Below are 23,046 nucleotides of genomic sequence, written 5' to 3' on the forward strand. Positions count from 1 at the left end.
CCTTTCCTGTCCCCGTCGGGCGGGGAGATGCGGGCTGAGTCGGGATCAGCCCTTTCGGGGTCCTGCGGGTCCGGCGAAACGGCCGGACCGGACGGCTGGTACGTGCGGCGGTCTGCTGCGGCAAGGGCTCCCCCTGGGCTTGCCTCGTGCGTCTTCTGCCTCGTGAGCCACGATGACGTGGCGGTGCTGCCGGGCCGTTGCCCGTCCGTTACGTCCAGGTTTCGACCGACGGGCGGCCTGGTGCGGACGGCGATGATTCCCGGACAGAATCAAAGATTACCGTAACTAACGACTTTTGTCGCGCGAAAAAGAACGATCGGATCACGAAAGTGGTTCAGACCACTTGGGCGACGGTGGCGCTCAGCCCCAGAATCCGGCCAACGCCCGCGCCGTCTCCACCGGCCGCTCCGCGGCGGGGGAGTGCCCCGACTCCTCCACCACCACCCGGCGCGCGCCCAGCCGCACGGCCATCCCGCTCTGCTGCGGCACCGGCCACGCGTAGTCCCGCACCCCCGACATCACCAGCACCGGCAGCACCCGGGCCCGGACGGCCCCGGCCAGCTCCGCCACCCGGTCCGGCGCGGCCACCAGATGGCCGCCGGTGACGCTCAGCGAGGCCGGCACGTTCGCCACCCAGCGGCGGTGCATGAACTCCGCGATCTCCGGGGCGAGGACCGGCTTCGGCTGCGGGCTCTGCGCGTCCAGCTGCTGGATCACCCGCCAGATCTCCTCCAGGCTCATCACCGGCAGCACGTCCAGCAGCAGCCTGGTGCGGGCCGCCTCGGACGGCTCGATGGCGCCCGGACCGGTGGACATCAGGGTCAGCGAACGCCACGGCACCGGGCCCGGCCCGGCGGCGAGCACCGCCTCGCGCACGACCTGCCCGCCGAAGGAGTGCCCCAGCAGGTGCACCGGGCCGCCGCCCTCGGCCGCCAGCGCGTCGGCCAGCGCCCGCACGTCCTCGCCCAGCGCGGCGACGGTGTACGCGGCGGGATCGTCCGGCCCGCCCGTCTCGTACTGGCCCCGCTGGTCCACGGCCGTCACCCGGTACCCGGCGGCCGCCAGCGGCTCCAGCAGCGCGATGAAGTCCTCCTTGCTGCCCGTGAACCCCGGCACCAGCAACGCCGACCCCCGCACCGCCCCCACCGGCTCCGCCCGCAACGCCGCGAACTCCCCCCGCCCCGTCCCCACCCGCTCCACCCGCGCACACCCGGGCAACACCAGAAACGGCGGCGTACTCATCCCCCGCACCTCCCACCACCTCGACGACCCACCGCGCCCGAGCCTAGGGCCACGCGGCTGCGCCGCCCGCGAGCGGTCGTGCCGCTCGCGCGCTTGGCTCGCCTGGTCGCACACCACCCGGCGCCGCCGTCCGGAAACGCCCGCGCCGCCCGACACCTGGGGTGTCGGGCGGCGCGGGGGTGGGGCCGAGGGGGTGCTCAGCTCTCGGTGGCCGGGGTGGCCTTGCGGGTGCGGGTGCGCTTGCGGGGGGCCGGGACCTCGGTGGGGGTCTCGGTGGCCGGGGCCGCCTCGGGGGCGGTCTCGGCCGTGGCCTTGGGCTTGCGCGTACGCGTCCGGGTGGCGGGCTTCGGCTCGGCGGCCTCGGCGACGGCCTCGGTGGCCGGGGCCTCGACGGTCTCGGCCTTCGGCTTGCGGGTCCGGGTCGCCTTCTTGGCCACCGGGGCCTCGGCGGCCTCGGCGGCCTCGGCGACGGCCTCGACGACCGGGGCCTCGACGGCCTCGACGGCCTCGACCACGGCCTTGCGCGTACGCGTCCGGGTGGCCTTCTTCGCGACCGGAGCCTCGACGGCCTCGACGACCGGCTCGACGACCGCGACCGCGGCCTCCGGGGCCTCGACCGTCACGGCGGCGGCCTCGACGGCCTCCGCCGCGGCCGAACCGGCGCGCGAGCGGCGACGGCGGCGGCGCGGGGCCGCGGCCTCCTCGGTGCCGGCGCCCTCGACGGCCGGAGCCGTCTCCGCGGCGACCGCGACCTCGGCCGCGCCCTCCTCGCCGACCGTCGAACCGCGGCGGGTGCGACGGCGCTCACGGGTGCGGCGCGGCTTCTCCTCCGCCGCCGGGGTCTCGACGGCGGGGCCGCCCGAGCTGTCCCGGCCGCCGCGACCGCGGCCGCCGCCGGTGCGGGCACCGCGACCGCCGGTCTCACCGAGGTCCTCGATGACCTCGGCGCCGAGCCCGGCCCGGGTGCGCTCCGAGCGGGGCAGCACGCCCTTGATGCCCGGCGCGATCTTGAGCAGCTCGTACAGGTGCGGCGAGGTGGAGTAGGTCTCCTCCGGCTCGTTGAACGGCAGGTCCAGCGCCTTGTTGATCAGCTGCCAGCGCGGGATGTCGTCCCAGTCGACCAGGGTGACGGCCGTGCCCGAGGCGCCGGCGCGGCCGGTGCGGCCGATCCGGTGCAGGTAGGTCTTCTCGTCCTCGGGGCACTGGTAGTTGACGACGTGCGTCACGCCCTCGACGTCGATGCCGCGGGCGGCGACGTCGGTGCAGACGAGAACGTCGACCTTGCCGTTGCGGAAGGCCCGCAGGGCCTGCTCGCGGGCGCCCTGGCCGAGGTCGCCGTGAACGGCGCCGGCGGCGAAGCCGCGCTGGGTGAGCTGGTCGGAGACGTCGGCGGCGGTGCGCTTGGTGCGGCAGAAGATCATCGCCAGCCCGCGGCCGTCGGCCTGCAGGATGCGCGAGACCATCTCGACCTTGTCCAGCGAGTGCGCACGGAAGATGTGCTGCTCGATGTTGGCGACGGTCGCGCCGGTGTCGTCCGGGGCGGCGGCCCGGATGTGGGTCGGCTGGCTCATGTACCGGCGGGCGAGGTTGATGACCTGGCCCGGCATGGTGGCGGAGAACAGCAGGGTCTGCCGCTTGGCCGGCAGCATGGTGATGATCTTCTCGACGTCCGGCAGGAAGCCGAGGTCGAGCATCTCGTCGGCCTCGTCGAGGACCAGCGCGCGGACTTTGGACAGGTTCAGCTTCTTCTGCCCGGCGAGGTCGAGCAGACGCCCCGGGGTGCCGACGACGATGTCGACGCCCTTGTTGAGCGCCTCGACCTGCGGCTCGTACGCCCGGCCGCCGTAGACGGCGAGCACGCGGACGTTGCGGACCTTGCCGGCGGTCTGCAGGTCGTTGGTGACCTGGGTGCACAGCTCGCGCGTCGGGACGACGATCAGCGCCTGCGGGAAGTCGGAGAGCTGCTCCTCCGTGGCCCGGCCGGCGTCGACGTCGGCGCGCACGATGGACCGCTCGATCAGGGGGAGGCCGAAACCGAGGGTCTTGCCGGTGCCGGTCTTGGCCTGGCCGATGACGTCGTGGCCGGTCAGGGCCACGGGGAGGGTCATCTCCTGGATCGGGAAGGGGTGGACGATGCCGACGGACTCGAGGGCCTCCGCGGTCTCGGCGAGGATGCCGAGATCTCGGAACGTCGTCTTGTTGGGTTCAGTGGTGGTGGACAGGGTGCTGCCTCTTCCGTGTGGGAGGGGCCGAGAGCGAGCGGCGGGCGGGCGCGCGCGGCTGTGTACGGGCCTGGTCGGCCTGCAGTACAGCTGCGCGGACGCACAACCGCGCCGGTCCCTGCGGCCGGCCGGTGCGCGCGGCCCGGAGTGCGGGGCGCGTCGCCGGCGGCGTCGGGGAGGAATCCCGTGAGGGACCTGCGCGGGACCTCCGCGTGGGGCGGGGTCTCGGCGGCCCTCGCTCGGCCACTGATGCGGTGCCAAGGCTTGAGGTCCAAGCCCTGGTCGGAGCCGATCGGCTCTCCGACCGGGCATCCGCGTACGTGAGTACCCGTGCCTTCGGTGCGGACGCGTCCGAGGAGACGGTGCCGCCACCGGAGGGCCTGCGCGGGGGCACCGAGACGGCGGTGACTCCGTGCGAGCACGACGGGGCTCCGTACCACCATACAGTCAGGCGACGACTCGAACACGTGACGCGTCTGACATGGACCCCCGCGACCGGCCGGGAACGGTGTGATCCCGCCGGTCACCCGGGTGCGGCCGCGGTGGGGAGGGGGCCCGGGCCGGACTAAGGTTCAGGGTCATGGAGACCCATGGTGAGACGCAGGACGACGGCGCGGCCGGCTCGATCGGCGACTGGGCGACGTGCTCGGCCGACCCCGGCTACCGCGCCGCGGTGCTGGATCTGCTCGGCGCGCTCGCGTACGGCGAGCTGAGCGCCTTCGAGCGGCTCGCCGAGGACGCCAAGCTGGCCCCCGACCTCGCCGACAAGGCGGCCCTGGCCCGGATGGCCTCCTCCGAGTTCCAGCACTACCAGCGGTTGCACGACCGCCTCGCCGAGGTCGGCGCCGACCCGCAGGAGGCCATGCGCCCCTTCGTCGAGCCGCTGGAGCTGTTCCACCGGATGACGGCGCCCTCGGACTGGCTGGAGGGCCTGGTCAAGGCGTACGTGGGCGACGCCATCGCCACCGACTTCTACCGCGAGGTGGCCGTCCGCCTCGACGACGACACCCGGGACCTGGTGCTCGGCGTCATGTCCGACACCGGCCACGGCCAGTTCGCCGTCGACAAGGTCCGCCAGGCCATCGAGGCCGACCCGCGCGCCGGCGGCCGGCTCGCCCTGTGGGGCCGGCGGCTGATGGGCGAGGCGCTCAGCCAGGCCCAGCGGGTGGTCGCCGAGCGCGACGCGCTGTCGAACCTGCTGGTCGGCGGCGTGCAGGTGCAGGGCTTCGACCTCGTCGAGGTCGGCAAGATGTTCAACCGGATCACCGAGGCGCACACCAGGCGCATGGCCGCCCTGGGCCTCGCCTCCTGACCCGTGCCGCTCAGGCCGCCCGGTGCCGCCGCTGCGCGCGGTGGGCGCCCGGGCGGTGGCGGTGCGCCGGGGCGCGCCCGGCCGCGAGGTCGGGCCGGGCCAGCAGCGAGGTGAGCACCCCCGAGGTCAGGGCCGCGGCGACCACCGAGCCGACCGGGTAGCGCCCGTCCAGGCAGAAGTGCGCCACCGTCCCGCCCAGCAGGGCCGAGGCCAGGGCCGTCCCCACCGTCAGCGCCCTGGGCGCGCGGAAGTGGGCGGGCAGGCCCAGCAGCGCGAGGGCGCCGGTGGCCAGGCCGACGAGGGCGAAGGCGATCGATTCGACCAGCAAGGCGGCCTCCCCGGGGGACGGGCGTGCGGCGTGCGGCGCCGCACCACCGCCGTACCCCGCCCGAGCGGCCCGTACACGCGACGGTGCCCCGCTCCCGGGTGGGAGCGGGGCACCGTGACGCGATGCTCGTGCGGCCTCTCAGAGGGCGCCGAAACCGACCTTGCGGACGGACGGCTCGCCGATCTCCACGTACGCCAGGCGGTCGGCGGGGACGAGGACCCGACGGCCCTGCTCGTCGGTCAGCGAGAGGAGCTGAGCCTTGCCCCCCAGGGCGTCGGCGACGGCGCTCTCGACCTCATCGGCACTCTGCGAGCTCTCGATCACGATCTCGCGCGGCGCGTTCTGCACGCCGATCTTGACCTCCACGGCTTCCCTCCGGGGTTGCGGCCTCCACGCACGGGCACCGGAGCGCCTGGGACAAGCGTTCGCGGCGACCGCGCCGTACGGGCTTCACCATAGAGCACGAGATCACCGGGTAGGCGAAGGTCTGCCGGATCAGCCCTGCTGGGGGGCACCTTCGGTGGGGTGCATGGGGAAGCCCTTCAGGCCGCGCCAGGACAGGCTGGCGACCAGGCGCACCGCCTCGTCGCGCGGGATCTCCAGACCCTGCGAGAGCCAGTACCGGGCGGTGATCTGGGCCAGGCCGCAGACGCCGGCGGCCAGCAGCTTGGACTCGGCCTCGGGCAGGTCGGTGTCCTCCTGGATCACCTTGCTGACCAGCGTCGCGCTCGCCTCGGAGGCCCGCTCCACCCGCTCGCGCACGGCCGGCTCGTTCGTCAGGTCCGACTCGAAGACCAGCCGGAACGCGCCCGACTCGCTGGAGACGTAGTTGAAGTACGCCTCCATCGTGTTCGCGACCCGCTGCTTGTTGTCCGTCGTCGCCGACAGCGCCTCGCGCGTCGACTCGACCAGGGCGTCGCAGTGCTTGTCCAGCAGGGCCAGGTACAGCTCCAGCTTCCCGGGGAAGTGCTGGTACAGCACCGGCTTGCTGACCCCGGCGCGGTCGGCGATGTCGTCCATGGCGGCCGAGTGGTAACCCTGCGCGACGAACACCTCCTGGGCGGCACCGAGCAGTTGTTCACGGCGGGCGCTTCGCGGCAGGCGGGCACCGCGCGGGCGCTCCTGCGCCTCCTGGATGGCCGTCACGGCGCTCCTCACTTCGGGGTTCTTCGGGGTCGACGAGACGGCCGATTCTACTTTTCGGTAACCGCGCCCGCGTTCGGGCGAGGGCGAGAAATCCGATCGGCAGGCTTGTCAGGAGCCCACAATACGGCGCTGACCTCGGCCCCGGCAGTGCTGTGACGAGGCAGAAGCAGTGCTGTGACGAGGGGGAAGACGATCAGGGCCACCCCGGGCGCCCCCGAACCCCGCTCACTACCATCGTCCACCATGAGCAGCCCTGAGCAGCAGGTCCGTACCGTCGAGGTCCCCGGAGCGGTACTGGCGGTCCACCGGGGCACGGACGGTGACGGCCCGGACGGGCGCGAGCCCGCCCTCTTCGTGCACGGCCTCGGGGGCTCGGCCGCCAACTGGACGGCCCTCATGGACCGCCTCGGCGACCGGCTCGACGGCGAGGCCGTCGACCTGCCCGGCTTCGGCCGCTCCGGCCCGCCCAGCGACGGCGACCTCAGCCTCTCCGGCCACGTGCGCGCCGTCATCGGCCTGCTCGAGGCGGCCGGGCGCGGGCCCGTCCACCTCTTCGGCAACTCGCTCGGCGGCGCCGTCTCCGTCCGCCTCGCCGCGCTGCGCCCCGACCTGGTGCGCAGCCTCACCCTCGTCTCGCCCGCCCTGCCGGAGCTGCCCCCGCAGCGCTCCGCCTGGCCGACCGGGCTGCTCGCCCTGCCGGGGCTGCCCGCGCTGGCCGGACGGCTGGCGGCCGGGCGGCGCGACGCCGAGGCGGCCACCGAGGACCTGCTGCGCCTGGTCTACGGCGACCCGGCGGCCCTGAGCCCGGCCGCCCGGGCCCAGGCGGTGGCCGACTACCGGCGCCGGCTGGAGGTGCCGCACGCCATGGCGGCGCTGATCGGCTCGGCCCGGGGCATCGTCTCCGCGTACACCGAGCGCGGCGAGCAGGCGCTGTGGCGCCAGGCCGAGCGGGTCGAGGCGCCGGTGCTGCTGGTGTACGGGCTGCGCGACAAGCTCGTCGCCTACCGCTCGGCCCGCCGGGCCTGCGCGGCCTTCGCCGACGCCCGGCTGCTGGTGCTGCCCGAGTCCGGGCACGTCGCGATGATGGAGCACCCGGACGCGGTGGCCCGCGCCGTGCGGGAGCTGATCGCGCACACCGCGCGCTGACCCGCACGCCGCTCCCGCCCGTACCGCGCGGTAACGGCGCCGTGGGGCGGGAAGTCACGCCGGTTCACTCGTTCAGGTGGCAACCAGGCAGGTGAGCGATGGTGGGCCGCGGGCCGGTCCTACCTTTCTGCTGCCGGACCGAACAGGTGTGGGGGAGGGCCGCGGACGCCGGAGGAATCGGCAGGCGGCGGCGCGAGGAAGGCTTCCGGCGTACGGCCCCGCGGCTCCCGTGGCCCCGATCCGGGGCGGCTGACTAGGAGGTCTCCCGTGCGCGTTGCCCTGCTCACCGAGGGTGCCCGCCCGCATCCGAGGCGTGGCGCCGGCGCCTGGTGCGACCGGCTCGCCGAGGGCCTGCCGGAGCACGAGTTCGAGCTGTACCTGCTCACCGGCCCGCAGGGGATCGAGGCCGTGGAGCGGCTCTCGCCCGCCTGGCGGGGGGCGCGCGACCTGGCGCTGTGGGGCCGCCGCCCGCGCGGCCGCGCCCCGGGCGCCCTGCGCAGACGCCAGTACGCCCGGGCGTACGAGGAGCTGGTGCGCGCCCTGGTGCTGCCCCGCGAGCGGGCCGGATTCGCCGCCGGGCTCTACCGGCTGGCCGAACTCGCCCGCGAGGACGCCACCCTGCCCGTCTTCCTCGCCTCCGCCCACGCCCGCCGCGTCCTGGAACGGGTCTGGCGCCTGCCCGGGGCGGACACCTCGGCCGGCCACCCGCTGGTGTGCGACGTGCTCGTCGCCGCCGACCTCCTCGAACAGTGCCTGCGCCCGCTGTCCGCGCCCTGGTACGGCACCGGCCCCGGGGGCCTCGGCTCCGCCGACCTGTGCCACGTGGTCGGCGCGGGCCCGGCCGCCCTGCCCGCGCTCGTCGCCCGGCACCTGCACGGCGTGCCCTTCGTCGTCACCGAGCACGGCCTGCACCTGCGCGAGCAGTACCTCGGCTACCGCGAGGCCCCCTACCGCTGGCCCGTCCGCGCCCTGCTGCTCGCCTTCTTCCGGGCGCTCACCGAGGAGACCTACCGGCAGGCGGCGATACTGACCCCCGGCAGCGCCCACGACCAGCAGTGGCAGCGCCGCTGCGGCGCCGACCCGGCCCGCACCCGGGTGGTGTACGAGGGCACGGAGGCCGTCGAGCGCCCGGCCGCCGGGGCCGGGCCGCAGGCGCCGACGCTGGTGTGGGCCGGCGCCCTGGAGCCCGGCCGGGACCTGGAACTGATGCTGCACGCCTTCGCGCAGGTCCGCGACGGCCTGCCCGGGGCCCGGCTGGTGGTGCACGGCGAGGAGGCGAGCCCCGGCTACCGGGCGCACTGCGAGGCCCTCGCCGAGCGGCTCGGGGTCGCGCGGGCGGTGGAGTTCGCCGGCCGGCCCGGCTCGCTCGCCGACGCCTGGGCGGGCGGGACCGTCGCCGTGTTCTCCGCGCTCTCCCAGCGCCGCCCCGGACTCCTCGCCGACGCCATGCTGAGCGGCCGCGCCGTCGTCTCCACCGACGTCGGCGTCGCCCGGGAGGTGGTCGGCCCGACCGGTCTGCTGGTGCCCGCCCGAGACCCCCGCGCCCTGGCCGGGGCCTGCCTGGCCCTGCTGCGCGACGAGGAGCGCCGCGACCGGCTGGGCCTGGCCGGTCGGCTGCGGGCGCAGGAACGCTTCGCCGTCGAGCCCGTCATCGGCGCCTTCCGGGAGATCTACCTGGAACTCGTCTCCCAGTACCCGGCCTTCCCCGGCGGCGCGGCCGACGGGAGCGGCCGCGCCCCGCGCCCCTTCGCCCGGCCCGCCGAGTTCTGGCTCGCCGACGGGCCGCGCACCCCCGGCGCCGAGGAGACCGGGTACGCGGCGGACGCGGCGCACGCGGCGGACGGCGAGGGCTCCGACGAGGCCCCGCGCAGCCCCGCGCTCGCGGAGGCCGTCTGATGCCCGGCGGCGCGGCGGCGGGTGCCAGCGCCGACCCGGTGCGTGAACTCATGGCCGAGCACCGGGAGTTGTGCGAGCGCGCCGTCGATCCGCTGGAGATCGCCGCCGGGCTGGAGGAGGCCGGGCTCGGCCCCGACACCGCCGCCCGCTGCCGCCACGGCGACCTGTTCGCCCTCGCCGAGGAGCTGTACGCCCGCGTCCCGCGCCGCCCGCCCCCGCCCGAGGCGGCCCCGCCCCGGCCCTGCGCGGCCACGAGCCGGGCCACGCTGCTCGCCGCCGCCCTCGCCGCCCTGCCCTGCGCGGCGGTCGCCGCCCTCGGCACCGGCCCGGCGGCGCTGCTGCCCGCCGCCGTCCCCCTCGCCCTGCTGCCCGCCCTCACCGCCGACCCGCCCGCCGCCCCCGGCCCGCCCTGGTACGGGCCCGACGCGCCCGATGCCGGGATCGGCCCGTACGCACCCCCGCGCCCCGAGCCCGCCTCCCGGTGGAGCCCGGCCCTGCTCGGCTACGGGCTGGGGCTGGCCGCCCTGCTGCTGCTCCCGCTGTGCGCGCCCGGCGCCGACCGGCCGCTGAGCGCCGCGCTGGTGCTGGCCGCCGCCGTGTCGGTGGGCGCCGCCGAGCGGGCCGCCCGCTGGTACCGGCAGGTCGGGCGCGGGCACCTCGGCTCGGCCGCCACCCTGGCGGAGTTCCGGGCCAGGATGCGCCCGGTGCTGCCCGTCGCCGTGGCCCTGCACCTGGCGGTGCTCACGGTGCTGACCTTCGCCGCGCTGGCCGTGCTCACCGCCCTCGCGCCGCGCCCCGGGCCCGGCCACGGCGGGGGCCTGCTGCACCTGGCCGCCGAGCGGGCCGGCCCCGGGCCGTGGGCGGCACAGGGCGTGCTCGGCCTGCTGCTGGTGCTGACCGCCCTGCTGGCCCGCTGCGGCCGGGCCCCGGCGGCGGCGCTCGGCGCGCTGGCCGCGGCCGCCGCCACCGGGGCGCTGCTCGCCACCGGCCGGGACGCGCCGACGGCCCTGCTGCTGGGCGGCGGAGCCGTCGCGGCGGCGCTGCTCGCCTACGCCTGGGCCGTGCTCGGCCGGGCCGGGGCCCACCGGTACTGCACCGACCCCCTTCGGCGCCGACTCCCTTGACATTCACGTTCGTTCGCTTGTCAGTCCGCCTGGTCGATCCCGACCTCGCTTCGTGGAAGGACACCCCCGATGAGGGTGCTGCTGCTCGGTGCCGACGGCTTCATCGGCCGCCGGGTCACCGACCGTCTGCTGTTGGACCAGGAGTTGCAGGTGACGGTGCTCGGCCGACGCGACTCGGCCGACATCCGCTTCGACCTGACCACCGGGAGCCCGGGCGCGCTCGCCCGCTTCCTGGACGCGGTCGCGCCGCAGGTGGTGATCAACTGCGCGGGCGCCACCTACGGCAGCTCGCGCACCCTGATCCGCTCGAACACGCTGGCCGTCGCGACGGTCTGCGAGGCGATCCGCCGCAGCCGGGAGCCGGCCCGGCTGGTGCACGTCGGCTCGGCCGCCGAGTACGGGCCGGTGCCCGGCGGGGTGCCGGTCTCCGAGCAGGCGGAGCCGCGCCCGGTGGGCCCGTACGGGGTGTCCAAGCTCGCCGGGACGGAGCTGGTGCTCGCCTCCGGGCTGGACGCGGCGGTGCTGCGGGTCTTCGACGTGGTCGGGCCGGGGGCTCCGACGGCCTCGCTGTTCGGGCGGCTCGCGGAGGGGCTGCGCCGGGCGCTGGAGCGGGACGAGAGCCAGGTGCGGATGCCGGACCTGTCCGGATACCGGGATTTCGTCGACGTGCGGGACGTCGCCCGGGCCATCCAGGCGGCGGCGGTCTCGGCCGCCACCGGGGTGATCAACATCGGCAGCGGGCACGCCGTCCGGGCCCGGGACGCGGCCCAGCTGCTGGTGCGGGCCTCGGGCTTCGAGGGCGCCGTCGTCGAGGAGAACCGGCAGGTCCTGCTGCCCGCGCAGGCCGCCGGGGCGCACGGCGACCACCTCCCCGGCCACCACGCTCCAGGCCATCGGGCGGACGGCCACCGCTCGGAGGCCCACCTGCCGGGCCACCGCCCGGAGGGGCGGCCCGCCCCGGGGGAGCCGGTGCCCTGGCGCCAGGCCGACGTGCGCACCGCCAGGGACCGTCTCGGCTGGCGGACACAGGTGCCGCTGGAGGAGTCGCTCGGGGACGTCTGGCTGGAGACGGCCTGCCGGGTGTGAGCACCGCATGAAGGCGTCGCGAAGGCGCCCCGGGCCCGAAACCGCAGGCCCGGGGCGCCTTCGCGCCGTATCCGGCCGGTCTCGGATTCCGGCGCGGCCCGTCTCGCCCATCGGACGAGCTGTCTCGGAATACCGGAGGCGCGTGACACTGTTGGCCTAGACAGCCACCCGCGTGGCGGAGCAACCACCCGTACGAGGCTGGCCCCGGCCACCTGAACGAGACCCATCGGAGTCCCCGTGTCGTTGCCACCCCTGGTCGAGCCGGCCGACGAGCTCACCGTCGACGAGGTCCGCCGGTACTCCCGCCACCTGATCATCCCGGACGTCGGGATGGCCGGGCAGAAGCGGCTGAAGAACGCCAAGGTGCTGTGCGTCGGCGCCGGCGGCCTCGGCTCGCCGGCGCTGCTGTACCTGGCCGCCGCCGGTGTCGGCACGCTGGGCATCGTCGAGTTCGACGTGGTCGACGAGTCGAACCTCCAGCGCCAGATCATCCACGGCCAGTCGGACGTGGGCCGTTCCAAGGCGGAGTCGGCCCGGGACTCGGTCAAGGAGATCAACCCCTACGTCGACGTGATCCTCCACGAGGAGCGCCTCGACAACTCCAACGTGATGGAGATCTTCTCCGGCTACGACCTGATCGTGGACGGCACCGACAACTTCGCCACCCGCTACCTGGTGAACGACGCCGCGGTGCTGCTCGGCAAGCCGTACGTCTGGGGCTCGATCTACCGCTTCGACGGCCAGGCCAGCGTCTTCTGGGCCGAGCACGGCCCCTGCTACCGCTGCCTCTACCCGGAGGCCCCGCCGCCGGGCATGGTCCCCTCCTGCGCCGAGGGCGGCGTGCTGGGCGTGCTGTGCGCGTCCATCGGCTCGATCCAGGTCAACGAGGCGATCAAGCTGCTCGCCGGCATCGGCGACCCGCTGGTCGGCCGTCTGATGATCTACGACGCCCTGGAGATGAACTACCGCCAGGTGAAGGTCCGCAAGGACCCGGACTGCGCGGTCTGCGGCGAGAACCCGACCGTCACCGAGCTGATCGACTACGAGGCGTTCTGCGGCGTCGTGTCGGAGGAGGCCCAGGCGGCGGCCGCCGGGTCGACGATCACCTCCAAGCAGCTCAAGCAGTGGCAGGACGACGAGGAGGACATCTACCTCATCGACGTCCGCGAGCCGGGCGAGTACGAGATCGTCAACATCCCCGGCGCGGTGCTGATCCCCAAGAACGAGTTCCTCATGGGCGACGCCCTGGAGAAGCTGCCGCAGGACCGCAAGATCGTGCTGCACTGCAAGTCGGGCGTGCGCTCGGCCGAGGTGCTGGCCGTGGTCAAGTCCGCCGGCTTCGCCAACGCCGTCCACCTGGGCGGCGGCGTGCTCGGCTGGGTGAACCAGATCGAGCCGCACAAGCCGGTCTACTAGGACGCCGAACGCACAGCCGTACGCACGGCCGAACGCGCAGGGGCCCGCCGCGAACGCTCGCGGCGGGCCCCTGCGTGTACCGTCAGAGCGCGCTCCGGCGCTGCAGCACGTTGTAGGCGATCCAGCCCGGCAGCACCGGCAGCCAGAAGGTCAGCGCCCGGTAGAGGAAGACCGCCGGGGTGGCGACGGCGGGGGAGACGTCCGCGACGGTCAGGGCGCCGATCAGGGCGACCTCGACGGGGCCGATGCCACCCGGGGTGGGGATCGCCGAGCCGGCCGCGTTGGCCGTCAGGAACACCACCGCGACGGCGGAGAAGCTGACGCTGCCGCCGAACGCCTGCACCGAGAAGTCCAGGCAGGCGGTGAAGGAGAGCGTCAGCAGCAGGATGCCGCCGAAGCCGGTGACCAGCTTGCTGGGCGTCTGCATCAGGTCGAGCATGCGCGGCACCACGCCGAAGAACAGCGAGCGCAGCCGCCCCAGCACGAACCGGCGCAGCGGCGCCACGGCCGCCACCACCAGGGCGAGCACCGCCGCCGAGAGCACGCCGATGATCACCGCCCGGGAGGCGGAGAGGTCCCCGTTGGTCTGGCTCCCGGTGATCAGGCCGAAGCTGAACAGCAGCAGCAGGTGCCCGGCCAGGCCCGCCAGCTGGGAGGCGCCCACCGAGGCGACCGCCTGCCCGGAGCGGATGCCGGCCTTCTGCAGGTAGCGGGTGTTGAGCGCCATGCCGCCGATCGCCGCCGGGGCGACCAGCTTGACGAAGGACCCGGCCACCTGGGCGGCGACGGTGCGCCGGAACGGCAGCTTCTCCGGGACGAAACCGGTCAGGCTCATCGCGGCGGCCACGTAGCTGAACGCCGCCGCGAGCAGGGCCGCCGCCGCCCAGGCCCAGTTCATCTGGGAGAGCTTGAGCTGCGCCGGCTTGATGGTGGTCAGCGCCAGGTACGCGGCGAAGGTGAGCGCGATCACCATGATCAGGCTCTTGGGCTTGAGCCGCTCCAGCTTCGCCGGCGCCATCGGCGCCTCCGGGGCGATCTGGAGGATCTGGCCGCGCAGCCGGCTCAGCAGGTCCTCGCCGGCCACCGCGATGTCCTCCTCCGCCTGCTGCTGGGTGCGCTCGCCGGAGGCGACCTGCTCCAGGGCCCTGGCCCGGGCGGCGGTCTTGCGCTCCTTGGTCAGCCTGGCCAGGTCGACCCTGGTGGAGCGGCTCATCCCCACCGGCTGGAGCAGCGGCAGCGCCTGCGCGACCCGCTCGGCGCCGAGCACCGCGTTGGCCACGGCCACGGCCCGTTCGGGGCCGATCCGCAGCGCGAAGGTGGTCAGCAACTGGGCGACGTCGATGCGCAGCGTCAGGTCGGTGGCGGCGATGTCCCCGCCGGAGAGGTTGACCAGGCAGGCGGCCTCCTCGTCCACGACCAGGAGGGACTCGCCGGTGAGGCGGCGGTGGGCGATGCGGCGCTCGTGGAGGGCGGCCACCGACTGCCACAGCGAGGCCATCGTCCGGTCGCTGACGTCCTCGTCGGCCAGCTCGTCGAGGGTGCGGCCCTCCACGTACTCGTAGACCAGGATCGCGGCGTCCGGGCCCAGCTCGGAGGTGGCGACCAGCTGCGGCGCCCGGGCCCCGGAGGCGGCCGCCGCGTACGCGATCAGCGCCTCCTGCTCCAGCGCCTGCCGCAGCGACTGGGGGCTGCGGCGCACCGCCACCGAGCGCAGCCGCAGCCGGCGCCAGGCGCGGTAGAAGAAGCCGGAGGCCTGTTGCTCGCGGTCGATGATGTGGACGTCCAGCGGCGGGCCGTCCTGCTGGGTGACGTGGTAGCGGCGGGTGCCGCCGGGCGCGTCGGGGGCGCGCAGCGCCGAGTCCGGGGTGAAGCCGACCTTGCGCAGGCCGATCATCAGGTGCTGGCCGGTGGGGCGGATGTTCGGCGAGCCGATCGAGTACAGGGTGCCGTAGGCGACGGACCATCCGATCAGCACGGTCAGCATCAGCGACAGCGGGGTGGTGTAGCCGCCGAGCAGCTCGGTGACGCCGCTGAACAGCACCACCGCCCACAGGGCGACCCGCCAGCGCGGTCTGCTCGACATGCCGACGGCCGTCATGTAGGCGATCACCGGCGCGAGGTACCCGTGGACCGGGTCGGTCAGGGTGCCGCTGTTGTTGGTGGGCATCCGCGTCAGGGCGTCCCTGATGTGGTCGGAGGCGCCCTCCGCCACCCACCAGTCGATGCCCAGCGAGACGCCGTACGCCAGCACCGAGGCGAGCACGCCGTCGGCGACCCGCAGGCCGTCGCGTTTGATCAGCCGCTCCACCGCGAAGGACAGCGGCACGGCCAGCACGGCGACGCTGGACAGCAGGCCCGTGATGGTGGACAGCACCGCGGAGAAGTGCGGCGCGTTGGTGGCGATGTCCTGCTCGATGCCGCTGGTGGTCGAGGTGGCGATGCCCGCCAGCACGAAGACGGCGACGATGCCGAAGACACCGGCCAGGAAGCGGATCAGGTCGGAGGGGCGGTGCGCGCGGGCGGCGAGCAGCGGCTCGTCGACGTCCAGCGGCGGGGCGTCGTCCAGCGGGTCGTGCTCGGGGGCGGGCGCGCGCGGCGGGCGGGCGGTGGGCACCTCGCCCTGGGCGGGGACCTCGGGGGCCCTGCGCCCCGGCCGCTTGACCAGGGAAACCGGCGGCGCGGGCTCCTCCGCGGAGGGGCTCCCGGGCACGCCCACCGGCGTCCCCGGGGGCTCCGCGGGTACGGCGGCGGAGGACTCGTCGGAGTCCTTCTCCACGCCCACGTAAACCGTCCCGGTCATCTGGTCTTGTCCTCGTATCACCACTCACCGCCCCGGAAGATGGTGGCATGCCCCGCGCCCCCGTGCTGGACAGGGGCCGGATCGGGCGCGGCGGATCGTACGGACCGGCCCCGCCGCGCACCCCGGTGAGGAAGAATGCCGCAGGTGACGGACGTGACACGGGAAGGCCCGCCGGGCGCCCTCCCCGCCTTCGCCGAACTGGTGCTCGACCTGGCCGAGCGGATTCCACCCGGCCGGGTGATGACCTACGGGGACGTCGCCGAATACCTCGGACAGGGCGGCCCGCGGCAGGTCGGCCGCGTCATGGCACTCTACGGCGCCTCCGTGCCCTGGTGGCGGGTCATCCGCGCCGACGGCCGCCTCCTGCCAGGCCACGAGCACCGCGCCCTCGCCCACTACGGCGACGAGGGCACCCCGCTGCGCGAACTCTCCGACCCGCCCCGCGTCGACCTGCGCCGCGCCCGCTGGGACGGCCTCGAACCGTCGCTCGAACCGTCGCTCGAACCGTCGCTCGAACCGTCACCGGAAACGGCGAAAGCGCCGCGCGGACGGGATTGACGGGGCAGGATCGTAGGCTCGATGCGGGCGGGCCCCACGCGGGCCCGCCCCACCCGATGCCCGAAACGCCCCAGGACTCGTTGTGACCTCCCCCTACCGGCTCGTGCGCAGCCCGCTCGCCCAGCCCGACCCGCCCGCCCTGGACGAGTACCAGCGCGCCGTCGTCGAGCACCGCGGCGGCCCGCTGCTCGTCCTCGCCGGGCCGGGCACCGGCAAGACCACCACCCTCGTCGAGGCCGTCGCCCGCCGCATCGAGGAGGGCACCGACCCCGAGCGCATCCTGGTCCTCACCTTCAGCCGCAAGGCCGCCATGGAACTGCGCGACCGGATGTCCGGACGCCTGGGCGCCAGCGCCGCCGCCCCCCAGGCCACCACCTTCCACTCCTTCTGTTACGCCCTCCTGCGCGCCCACCAGGCCCCCGGGGACTACGCCGAGCCGCTGCGGCTGCTCTCCGGCCCCGAGCAGGACGTCATGGTCCGCGAACTGCTCGCCGGCGGCGCCGAGGACGCCAAGGCGGGCCGCGGCCGCATCGCCTGGCCGCTGGACCTGCGCGCCTGCCTCACCACCCGCGGCTTCGCCGACGAGGTCCGCGCCGTCCTCGCCCGCAGCCGGGAGCTGGGCCTGGGCGAAGGGGAACTGGAACGCTTCGCCCAGGGCGTCCAGCGCCCCGACTGGGCCGCCGCCGCGCACTTCCTCGCCGACTACCTCGACGTCCTCGACCTGCGCGGCGTCCTCGACTACGCCGAACTCGTCCACCGCGCCGTCCTGCTCGCCGAGCGCGCGGACGTCGAGGAGGACCTGCGCCGGCGCTACGAGGTCGTCTTCGTCGACGAGTACCAGGACACCGACCCCAGCCAGGTCCGGCTGCTGCGCCGCCTCGCCGGGCAGGGCCGCGACCTCGTCGCCGTCGGCGACCCCGACCAGTCGATCTACGCCTTCCGCGGCGCCGACATCAACGGCATCCTCGACTTCCCCCACACCTTCCGCCGCGCCGACGGCGCCCCCGCCGACGTCAAGGTGCTGCGCGTCTCCCGCCGCTCCGGCGCCGTGCTGCTCGCCGCCTCCCGCGAGATCGCCCGCCGCATGCCCATGGGCCGCCTGCCCGCCGACAAGCTCGCCCAGCACCGGGGCCTGCTGCCCTCCCGCGAGGGCGGGCGCGTCGAGGTGTACACCTACCCGACCCCCGGCGCCGAGCTCGACTCCGTCGCCGACCTGCTGCGCCGCGCCCACCTCGAGGACGGGGTGCCCTGGGGCGAGATGGCCGTCCTGGTACGCGCCGGCGCCCGCTCCATACCGGGCGTGCGGCGGGCCCTCGGCGCCGCCGGCGTCCCCCTGGAGATCGACGGCGACGACCTGCCGCTGCGCGAGGAGCCCGCCGTCGCCCAGCTGCTGCTCGCCCTGCGCGTGTGCGCCCAGCAGGCGTCACAGCAGGCCGCCCGCGACAAGGCCGGCGACCCGGACGCCCCCGACCCGCTGACCGAGGACCTGGCCCACGGCCTGCTCACCGGCCCCCTCGGCGGCCTCGACGGCGCCGACCTGCGCCGGCTCGGCCGCGCCCTGCGCGAGGAGGAACGCGCGGCCCTGCGTACCGAGGGCGTCGTCGGCGTGCCCCGCCCCGCCGGGGAGCTGATCCGTGAGGCCCTCGCCGAACCCGAGCGCCTCGTCGCCCTCGACCCCGCCGTCGCCCGGCGCGCCCGCGACCTCGGCACCCTGCTGCGCAAGGTCCGCGAACGCCTCGCCGGCGGCTGCACCGCCGAGGAGGCCCTGTGGGAGCTGTGGGACGGCAGCCGCCGCTGGCGCGAACGCCTGGAGCGCGCCGCTCTGCGCGGCGGCGCCGCCGGCCGCAACGCCGACCGCGACCTCGACGCCCTGTGCGCCCTGTTCGAGACCGCCGCCCGCGCCGAGGAGCAGGTCACCGGCCACCGCAGCGCCCTCGACCTGCTCGCCGAACTCGACGCCCAGGACATCGCCGCCGACACCCTCACCGTGCGCGCCGTCCGCCCCGAGGCCGTCCGCCTGATGACCGCCCACCGCTCCAAGGGCCTCGAATGGCGCCTCGTCGTCGTCGCCGGAGTCCAGGACGGCCTCTGGCCCGACCTGCGCCGCCGCGGTTCCCTCCTCGAAGCCGACCGCATCGGCCGCGACGGCCTCGCCGAACCGCTCTCCCCGGCCGCCCTCCTCGGCGAGGAGCGCCGCCTCTTCTACGTCGCCGCCACCCGGGCCAAGGAGCGGCTGATCGTCACCGCCGTCAAGGCCCCCGCCGACGACGGCGACGAACCCTCCCGCTTCCTGCGCGAGCTCTACCGCGAGGACGTCGACCCTCGAACCGGCAAGGTCGTGCGCCGCACCCCGCCCGTCACCGTCGAGGACGTCACCCACCGCCCGCGCCGCCCGCTCAACGTCGCCGCCCTCGTCGCCGAGCTGCGCGCCGTCACCGTCGACCCCTCCCGCAGCCCCGAACTGCGCCGCGCCGCCGCCGAACGCCTCGCCGTCCTCGCCGCCGCCACCGACGAGGACGGGCTGCCGCTCGTGCCCGCCGCCCGCCCCGACCGCTGGTGGGGCCTGGACGACGCCACCACCGCCCCCGAACCCCTGCGCAGCCCCGACCTGCCCGTACGGCTCTCCGGCAGCGGCCTCGAACAGCTCGAGAACTGCTCACTCCAGTGGTTCCTCGACAAGGAGGTCAAGGCCCGGGCCCCCGGCTCCGCCGCCCAGGGCTTCGGCAACGTCGTCCACGCCCTCGCCGACGAGGTCGGCTCCGGCCGCACCCCCGCCGACCTCGCCGTCCTCATGGAACGCCTCGACACCGTCTGGGACGCCCTCGCCTTCGACGCCCCCTGGAAGTCCCACCAGGAGAAGACCGCCGCCCGCGACGCCCTGGAACGCTTCCTCAACTGGCACGTCCTCGAACGCGGCCGCGACCTCGTCGCCACCGAGCACGGCTTCGACCTCACCCTCGACGTCGGCGGCGTCGCCGTGCGCATCCGCGGCTCCATGGACCGCGTCGAGAAGGACGAGGCCGGGCGCGCCTACGTCGTCGACTTCAAGACCGGCAAGCAGATCCCCAGCGACAAGTCCCTGCCCGAGCACAAGCAGCTCGCCGTCTACCAGCTCGCCGTCCGCGCCGGGGCCCTCAACGAGCTGCCCGGCTTCGACGCCCGGCCCCCGGCCGCCGGCGGCGCCGAACTCGTCCACCTGCGCGAGGCCGCCGCCAAGGCCGACCAGGACAGCCCCAAGGTCCAGCGCCAGGAACCGCCCGAGGGTGAACCCTGGATCGAGAACCTGCTCGCCGAGGCCGCCGGCAAGGTCCTCGCCGAACGCTTCGTCCCCCAGACCGGCGGAGGCTGCGAGCGCTGCTCCTTCCGCCGCAGCTGCTCCGCCCAGCGCGACGGGGCCCAGCTGGTGGAGTGACGGCCGGGCGTCGGTCGAGCGGCGCCCGCCGGGTGAAGCCTGTCCGAAGCTCCGGTTACGGTTGCGGGGTGACCGCCGTGCTCAGCCATCCCGACCAGCTCAAGGAGCTGCTCGGCATCCCGTTCAACCGGGAGCAGATGGCCGCCATCGGCGCCCCCCTCGCACCCGCCGTGATCGTCGCCGGAGCCGGCTCCGGCAAGACCACCGTCATGGCCGCCCGCGTCGTCTGGCTCGTCGGCTCCGGTGCCGTACGCCCCGACGAGGTCCTCGGCCTCACCTTCACCAACAAGGCCGCCGGCGAACTCGCCGAACGCGTGCGCACCGCCCTGCTGCGCGCCGGCGTCACCGACCGCGACGACACCGAGCCCCTCGGCGAACCCGAGATCTCCACCTACCACGCCTTCGCCGGGCGCCTCCTCAAGGAACACGGCCTGCGCATCGGCATCGAACCCGACGTACGCCTCCTCGCCGACGCCACCCGCTTCCAGCTCGCCGCCAAGGTGCTGCGCACCGCCAAGGGCCCCTTCCCCGCCCTCACCGGCACCTTCGCCAACCTCGTCGCCGACCTCACCGCCCTCGACGGCGAACTCGCCGAACACCTCGTCGAACCCGCCGCCCTGCGCGCCTTCGACGAGGAACTCCTCGACACCCTCGCCACCGTCAAGCTCACCAACGACGACCTGCGGGCCGTGCCCGCCGCCGCCCGGGCCCGGCTCGAACTGCTGCGCCTCGTCGAGGACTACCGCCGCCGCAAGCACACCGCGGGCCTCATGGACTTCGGCGACCAGATAGCCGCCGCCGCCCGCCTCGCCCAGCAGCGCCCCGAGGTCGGCGAACTGCTGCGCGGCCAGTCCAAGGTCGTCCTGCTCGACGAGTACCAGGACACCTCCGTCGCCCAACGTCTCATGCTCGCGGGCCTGTTCGGCTCGGGGGCGGGGCACCCCGTCACCGCCGTCGGCGACCCCTGCCAGGCCATCTACGGCTGGCGCGGCGCCTCCGTCGCCAACCTCGACGACTTCCCCCGGCACTTCCCCCACGCCGACGGCAGCCCCGCCGCGCGCTACGCGCTCAGCGAGAACCGCCGCAGCGGCGGTCGGCTGCTCGCCTTCGCCAACGAGCTGGCCGCCCCCCTGCGCGCGATGCACGAGGGCGTGGAGGCGCTGCGCCCCGCCCCCGGCGCCGAGCAGGACGGCTACGTGCGCGCCGCGCTGCTCGACACCCACGCCGAGGAGATCGACTGGCTCGCCGACTCCATCGCCCACCTGGTGCGCACCGGCACCGCGCCCGGGCGCATCGCCGTGCTGTGCCGGGGCGGCGCCGCCTTCCCCGACATCCACGCCGCCCTCGTCGCCCGCGAGGTGCCCGTGGAGGTCGTGGGCCTGGGCGGTCTGCTCCAACTCCCCGAGGTGGCCGACCTGGTGGCCGTCTGCGAGGTGCTCCAGGACCCGACCGCCAACGCCGCCCTCGTACGCCTGCTGATCGGCCCGCGCTGGCGCATCGGCCCGCGCGACCTCGCCCTGCTCGGGCGCCGCGCCGCCGACCTGGTGCACACCGAACGCCCCGGCGGCACGGAGGCGCTGGCCGCCGCCGTCGCCGAGGCCGACCCGACCGAGGTCGTCTCGCTGGCCGACGCCGTCGAGACCTTCCTGGAAGCCCCGTTCGATCAAGAGGGGAAGCCGGACGAGCTGCCCTTCTCCGCCGAGGCCCGGGTGCGCTTCGCCCGCCTCGCCCGCGAACTGCGGGAGCTGCGCCGCTCGCTGGCCGACCCGCTGATGGACGTGCTCCACCGGGTGCTGACCGTCACGGGCCTGGAGGTCGAACTCGCCGCCTCCCCGCAGGCCCTGGCCGCCCGCCGGCGCGAGACCCTGCACGCCTTCCTCGACGTCGCCGCCTCCTTCGCCGACCTCGACGGAGACCCCGGGCTGCCCGCCTTCCTCGGCTTCCTGCGCGCCGCCCAGGAGTACGAGCGCGGCCTCGACTCCAGCCTGCCCGGCGGCGAGGACACCGTGAAGGTGCTCACCGTCCACAAGTCCAAGGGCCTGGAGTGGGACGTGGTGGCCGTCCCCGGCCTGGTCAAGGGGGCGTTCCCCTCCACCGGCACGCGCGAACGCTGGACCAGCACCAAGCGCGTGCTCCCGCACGCCCTGCGCGGCGACGGCGCCACCCTGCCCGACGTGCACGGCGGCTGGACCTCCAAGTCCATGACGGCGTTCCGCAAACAGCTCGCCGAGCACTCCGCCACCGAGGAACTGCGCCTGGGCTACGTGGCGTTCACCCGCCCCCGCTCGCTGCTGCTCGCCTCCGGGCACTGGTGGGGGCCCAGCCAGAAGACCGTCCGGGGCCCGTCCCCCTTCCTGGAGCAACTGCGCGAGCACTGCGAGCAGCCCGGCAACGGGGAGGTCGAGCACTGGGCCGAGCAGCCGGCCAAGGGCGCCGAGAACCCGGCGCTGGCCGCCCCCGTCGAACGCCCCTGGCCGCTGCCGCTCGACCCCGCCGCCCAGCACGCCCGCCGCCGCGTCGCCGAGGTCGTGCACGCCCGCCTCGCCGGGGCGCCGGCGCCCGAACCGGAACCCCTGGCGGTGGAGGACCAGCGCCAGGTCGCCTCCTGGGACCGCGACCTGACCGCCCTGCTCGGCGAACTGGAGCGCTCCCGGCGCACCGCCCGCGACGTGCCGCTGCCCGGGGCGCTGTCCGCCACCCAGTTGCTGCGCCTGGCCGCCGACCCCGACGGCTTCGCCCACGACCTGGCCCGCCCGATGCCCCGCCCGCCGCAGCCCGCCGCCCGGCGCGGCACCCGCTTCCACGCCTGGGTGCAGTCCCGGATCGAGCCGCTGCTGCTGATCGAGCCCGGCGCACTGCCCGGCGCCGACGACGACGGCATCGAGGACGAGCAGGACCTGGAGCGCCTCAAGGAGGCCTTCCTGCGCACCCCGTACGCGCAGCGCAGGCCGTTGCGGGTGGAGGCGCCGTTCCAGCTGGTGCTGGCCGGGCGGGTGGTGCGCGGCCGGATCGACGCGGTCTACCGGGAAGGTGACGCAGTGTCGGAATCCGGTGGTGCGTCACGCTATGAAGTGGTGGACTGGAAGACCCACCGCGAGGAGAGCGCCGACCCGTTGCAGCTCGCGGTCTACCGGCTCGCCTGGGCCGAGCAGGCGGGGGTCGATCCCGAGCAGGTCACGGCCTCGTTCCTGTACGTCCGCAGCGGACGGATCGTGCGCCCGGAAGGACTTCCCGACCGAAAAGAGTTGGAACGGCTCCTGATCGGGAACAGTGAAGAATGAGTCACACAGAGCATCCAACTCATCACGCCGATGTCCGAAACCTGTGCGTCGTGCACGTTTCGCGCCTATTGTGGGGT

The 23,046-nt window shown here is 75.1% G+C and carries 15 protein-coding genes; 9 read left to right on the forward strand and 6 right to left on the reverse strand.

What is annotated here, in order from left to right; translation table 11 throughout:
- Window positions 1-360 precede the first annotated feature (360 nt).
- Both ACIBCA_RS06085 and ACIBCA_RS06090 read right to left on the reverse strand, forming a co-directional pair.
- The gene (locus ACIBCA_RS06085) at window positions 361-1,242 is read right to left on the reverse strand and encodes an alpha/beta fold hydrolase (protein ID WP_396281610.1); all 882 of its coding nucleotides are present in this window, start codon (window positions 1,240-1,242) and stop codon (window positions 361-363) included.
- Between the two features lie 197 nt (window positions 1,243-1,439).
- A complete protein-coding gene (locus ACIBCA_RS06090) occupies window positions 1,440-3,350 on the reverse strand; it encodes a DEAD/DEAH box helicase (protein ID WP_396281611.1) in 1,911 nt (636 codons plus the stop codon).
- A gap of 694 nt (window positions 3,351-4,044) precedes the next feature.
- On the opposite strand from ACIBCA_RS06090, the gene ACIBCA_RS06095 reads away from it, so the two are divergent.
- Entirely contained in the window at window positions 4,045-4,776 is a 732-nt protein-coding gene (locus tag ACIBCA_RS06095; protein ID WP_396281612.1) for a ferritin-like fold-containing protein, read from the forward strand.
- Between the two features lie 10 nt (window positions 4,777-4,786).
- Here ACIBCA_RS06095 and ACIBCA_RS06100 read toward each other — a convergent pair whose 3' ends face one another.
- From ACIBCA_RS06100 to ACIBCA_RS06110, 3 genes are all read right to left on the reverse strand, one after another.
- Window positions 4,787-5,104, reverse strand: coding sequence for a hypothetical protein (locus ACIBCA_RS06100; RefSeq protein ID WP_396281613.1), 318 nt, complete (start codon window positions 5,102-5,104; stop codon window positions 4,787-4,789).
- 138 nt (window positions 5,105-5,242) lie between these two features.
- Entirely contained in the window at window positions 5,243-5,470 is a 228-nt protein-coding gene (locus ACIBCA_RS06105; RefSeq protein ID WP_396281614.1) for a DUF3107 domain-containing protein, read from the reverse strand.
- 129 nt (window positions 5,471-5,599) lie between these two features.
- Window positions 5,600-6,250: a TetR/AcrR family transcriptional regulator gene (locus ACIBCA_RS06110; protein WP_396281615.1), complete on the reverse strand. Its 651-nt coding sequence runs from the start codon at window positions 6,248-6,250 to the stop codon at window positions 5,600-5,602.
- Window positions 6,251-6,493: 243 nt separating this feature from the next.
- Between ACIBCA_RS06110 and ACIBCA_RS06115 the strand changes: the two genes are divergently transcribed.
- From ACIBCA_RS06115 to moeZ, 5 genes are all read left to right on the forward strand, one after another.
- A complete protein-coding gene (locus ACIBCA_RS06115) occupies window positions 6,494-7,396 on the forward strand; it encodes an alpha/beta fold hydrolase (RefSeq protein WP_396281616.1) in 903 nt (300 codons plus the stop codon).
- 267 nt (window positions 7,397-7,663) lie between these two features.
- Entirely contained in the window at window positions 7,664-9,292 is a 1,629-nt protein-coding gene (locus tag ACIBCA_RS06120; RefSeq protein WP_396281617.1) for a DUF3492 domain-containing protein, read from the forward strand.
- Complete coding sequence (locus ACIBCA_RS06125) at window positions 9,292-10,416, forward strand: hypothetical protein (protein WP_396281618.1); 1,125 nt, start codon at window positions 9,292-9,294, stop codon at window positions 10,414-10,416. The genes ACIBCA_RS06120 and ACIBCA_RS06125 overlap by 1 nt, the downstream gene beginning before the upstream one ends.
- Before the next feature lie 69 nt (window positions 10,417-10,485).
- Window positions 10,486-11,502 (forward strand): NAD-dependent epimerase/dehydratase family protein, encoded by a 1,017-nt coding sequence (locus tag ACIBCA_RS06130; RefSeq protein ID WP_396281619.1) that lies wholly within the window; start codon window positions 10,486-10,488, stop codon window positions 11,500-11,502.
- Window positions 11,503-11,739: 237 nt separating this feature from the next.
- Window positions 11,740-12,918 (forward strand): adenylyltransferase/sulfurtransferase MoeZ, encoded by a 1,179-nt coding sequence (gene moeZ / locus ACIBCA_RS06135; RefSeq protein ID WP_396281620.1) that lies wholly within the window; start codon window positions 11,740-11,742, stop codon window positions 12,916-12,918.
- Window positions 12,919-13,000: 82 nt separating this feature from the next.
- Here moeZ and ACIBCA_RS06140 read toward each other — a convergent pair whose 3' ends face one another.
- On the reverse strand, window positions 13,001-15,718 hold the full coding sequence (locus tag ACIBCA_RS06140; protein ID WP_396281621.1) for a flippase-like domain-containing protein: 2,718 nt from the start codon (window positions 15,716-15,718) through the stop codon (window positions 13,001-13,003).
- 135 nt (window positions 15,719-15,853) lie between these two features.
- On the opposite strand from ACIBCA_RS06140, the gene ACIBCA_RS06145 reads away from it, so the two are divergent.
- The 3 genes from ACIBCA_RS06145 to ACIBCA_RS06155 all read left to right on the forward strand — a co-directional run bounded on the left by ACIBCA_RS06145 (window position 15,854) and on the right by ACIBCA_RS06155 (window position 22,969).
- Window positions 15,854-16,276 carry an MGMT family protein gene (locus tag ACIBCA_RS06145; RefSeq protein WP_396281622.1) on the forward strand — a complete coding sequence of 141 codons (423 nt, stop codon included), beginning with the start codon at window positions 15,854-15,856 and terminating at the stop codon, window positions 16,274-16,276.
- Window positions 16,277-16,358: 82 nt separating this feature from the next.
- Entirely contained in the window at window positions 16,359-19,688 is a 3,330-nt protein-coding gene (locus ACIBCA_RS06150; RefSeq protein WP_396281623.1) for an ATP-dependent helicase, read from the forward strand.
- Window positions 19,689-19,756: 68 nt separating this feature from the next.
- Window positions 19,757-22,969, forward strand: coding sequence for a UvrD-helicase domain-containing protein (locus tag ACIBCA_RS06155; protein WP_396281624.1), 3,213 nt, complete (start codon window positions 19,757-19,759; stop codon window positions 22,967-22,969).
- Window positions 22,970-23,046: the final 77 nt, after the last annotated feature.

Source organism: Kitasatospora sp. NPDC051170, from assembly GCF_044455705.1.
Lineage (GTDB): Bacteria > Actinomycetota > Actinomycetes > Streptomycetales > Streptomycetaceae > Kitasatospora.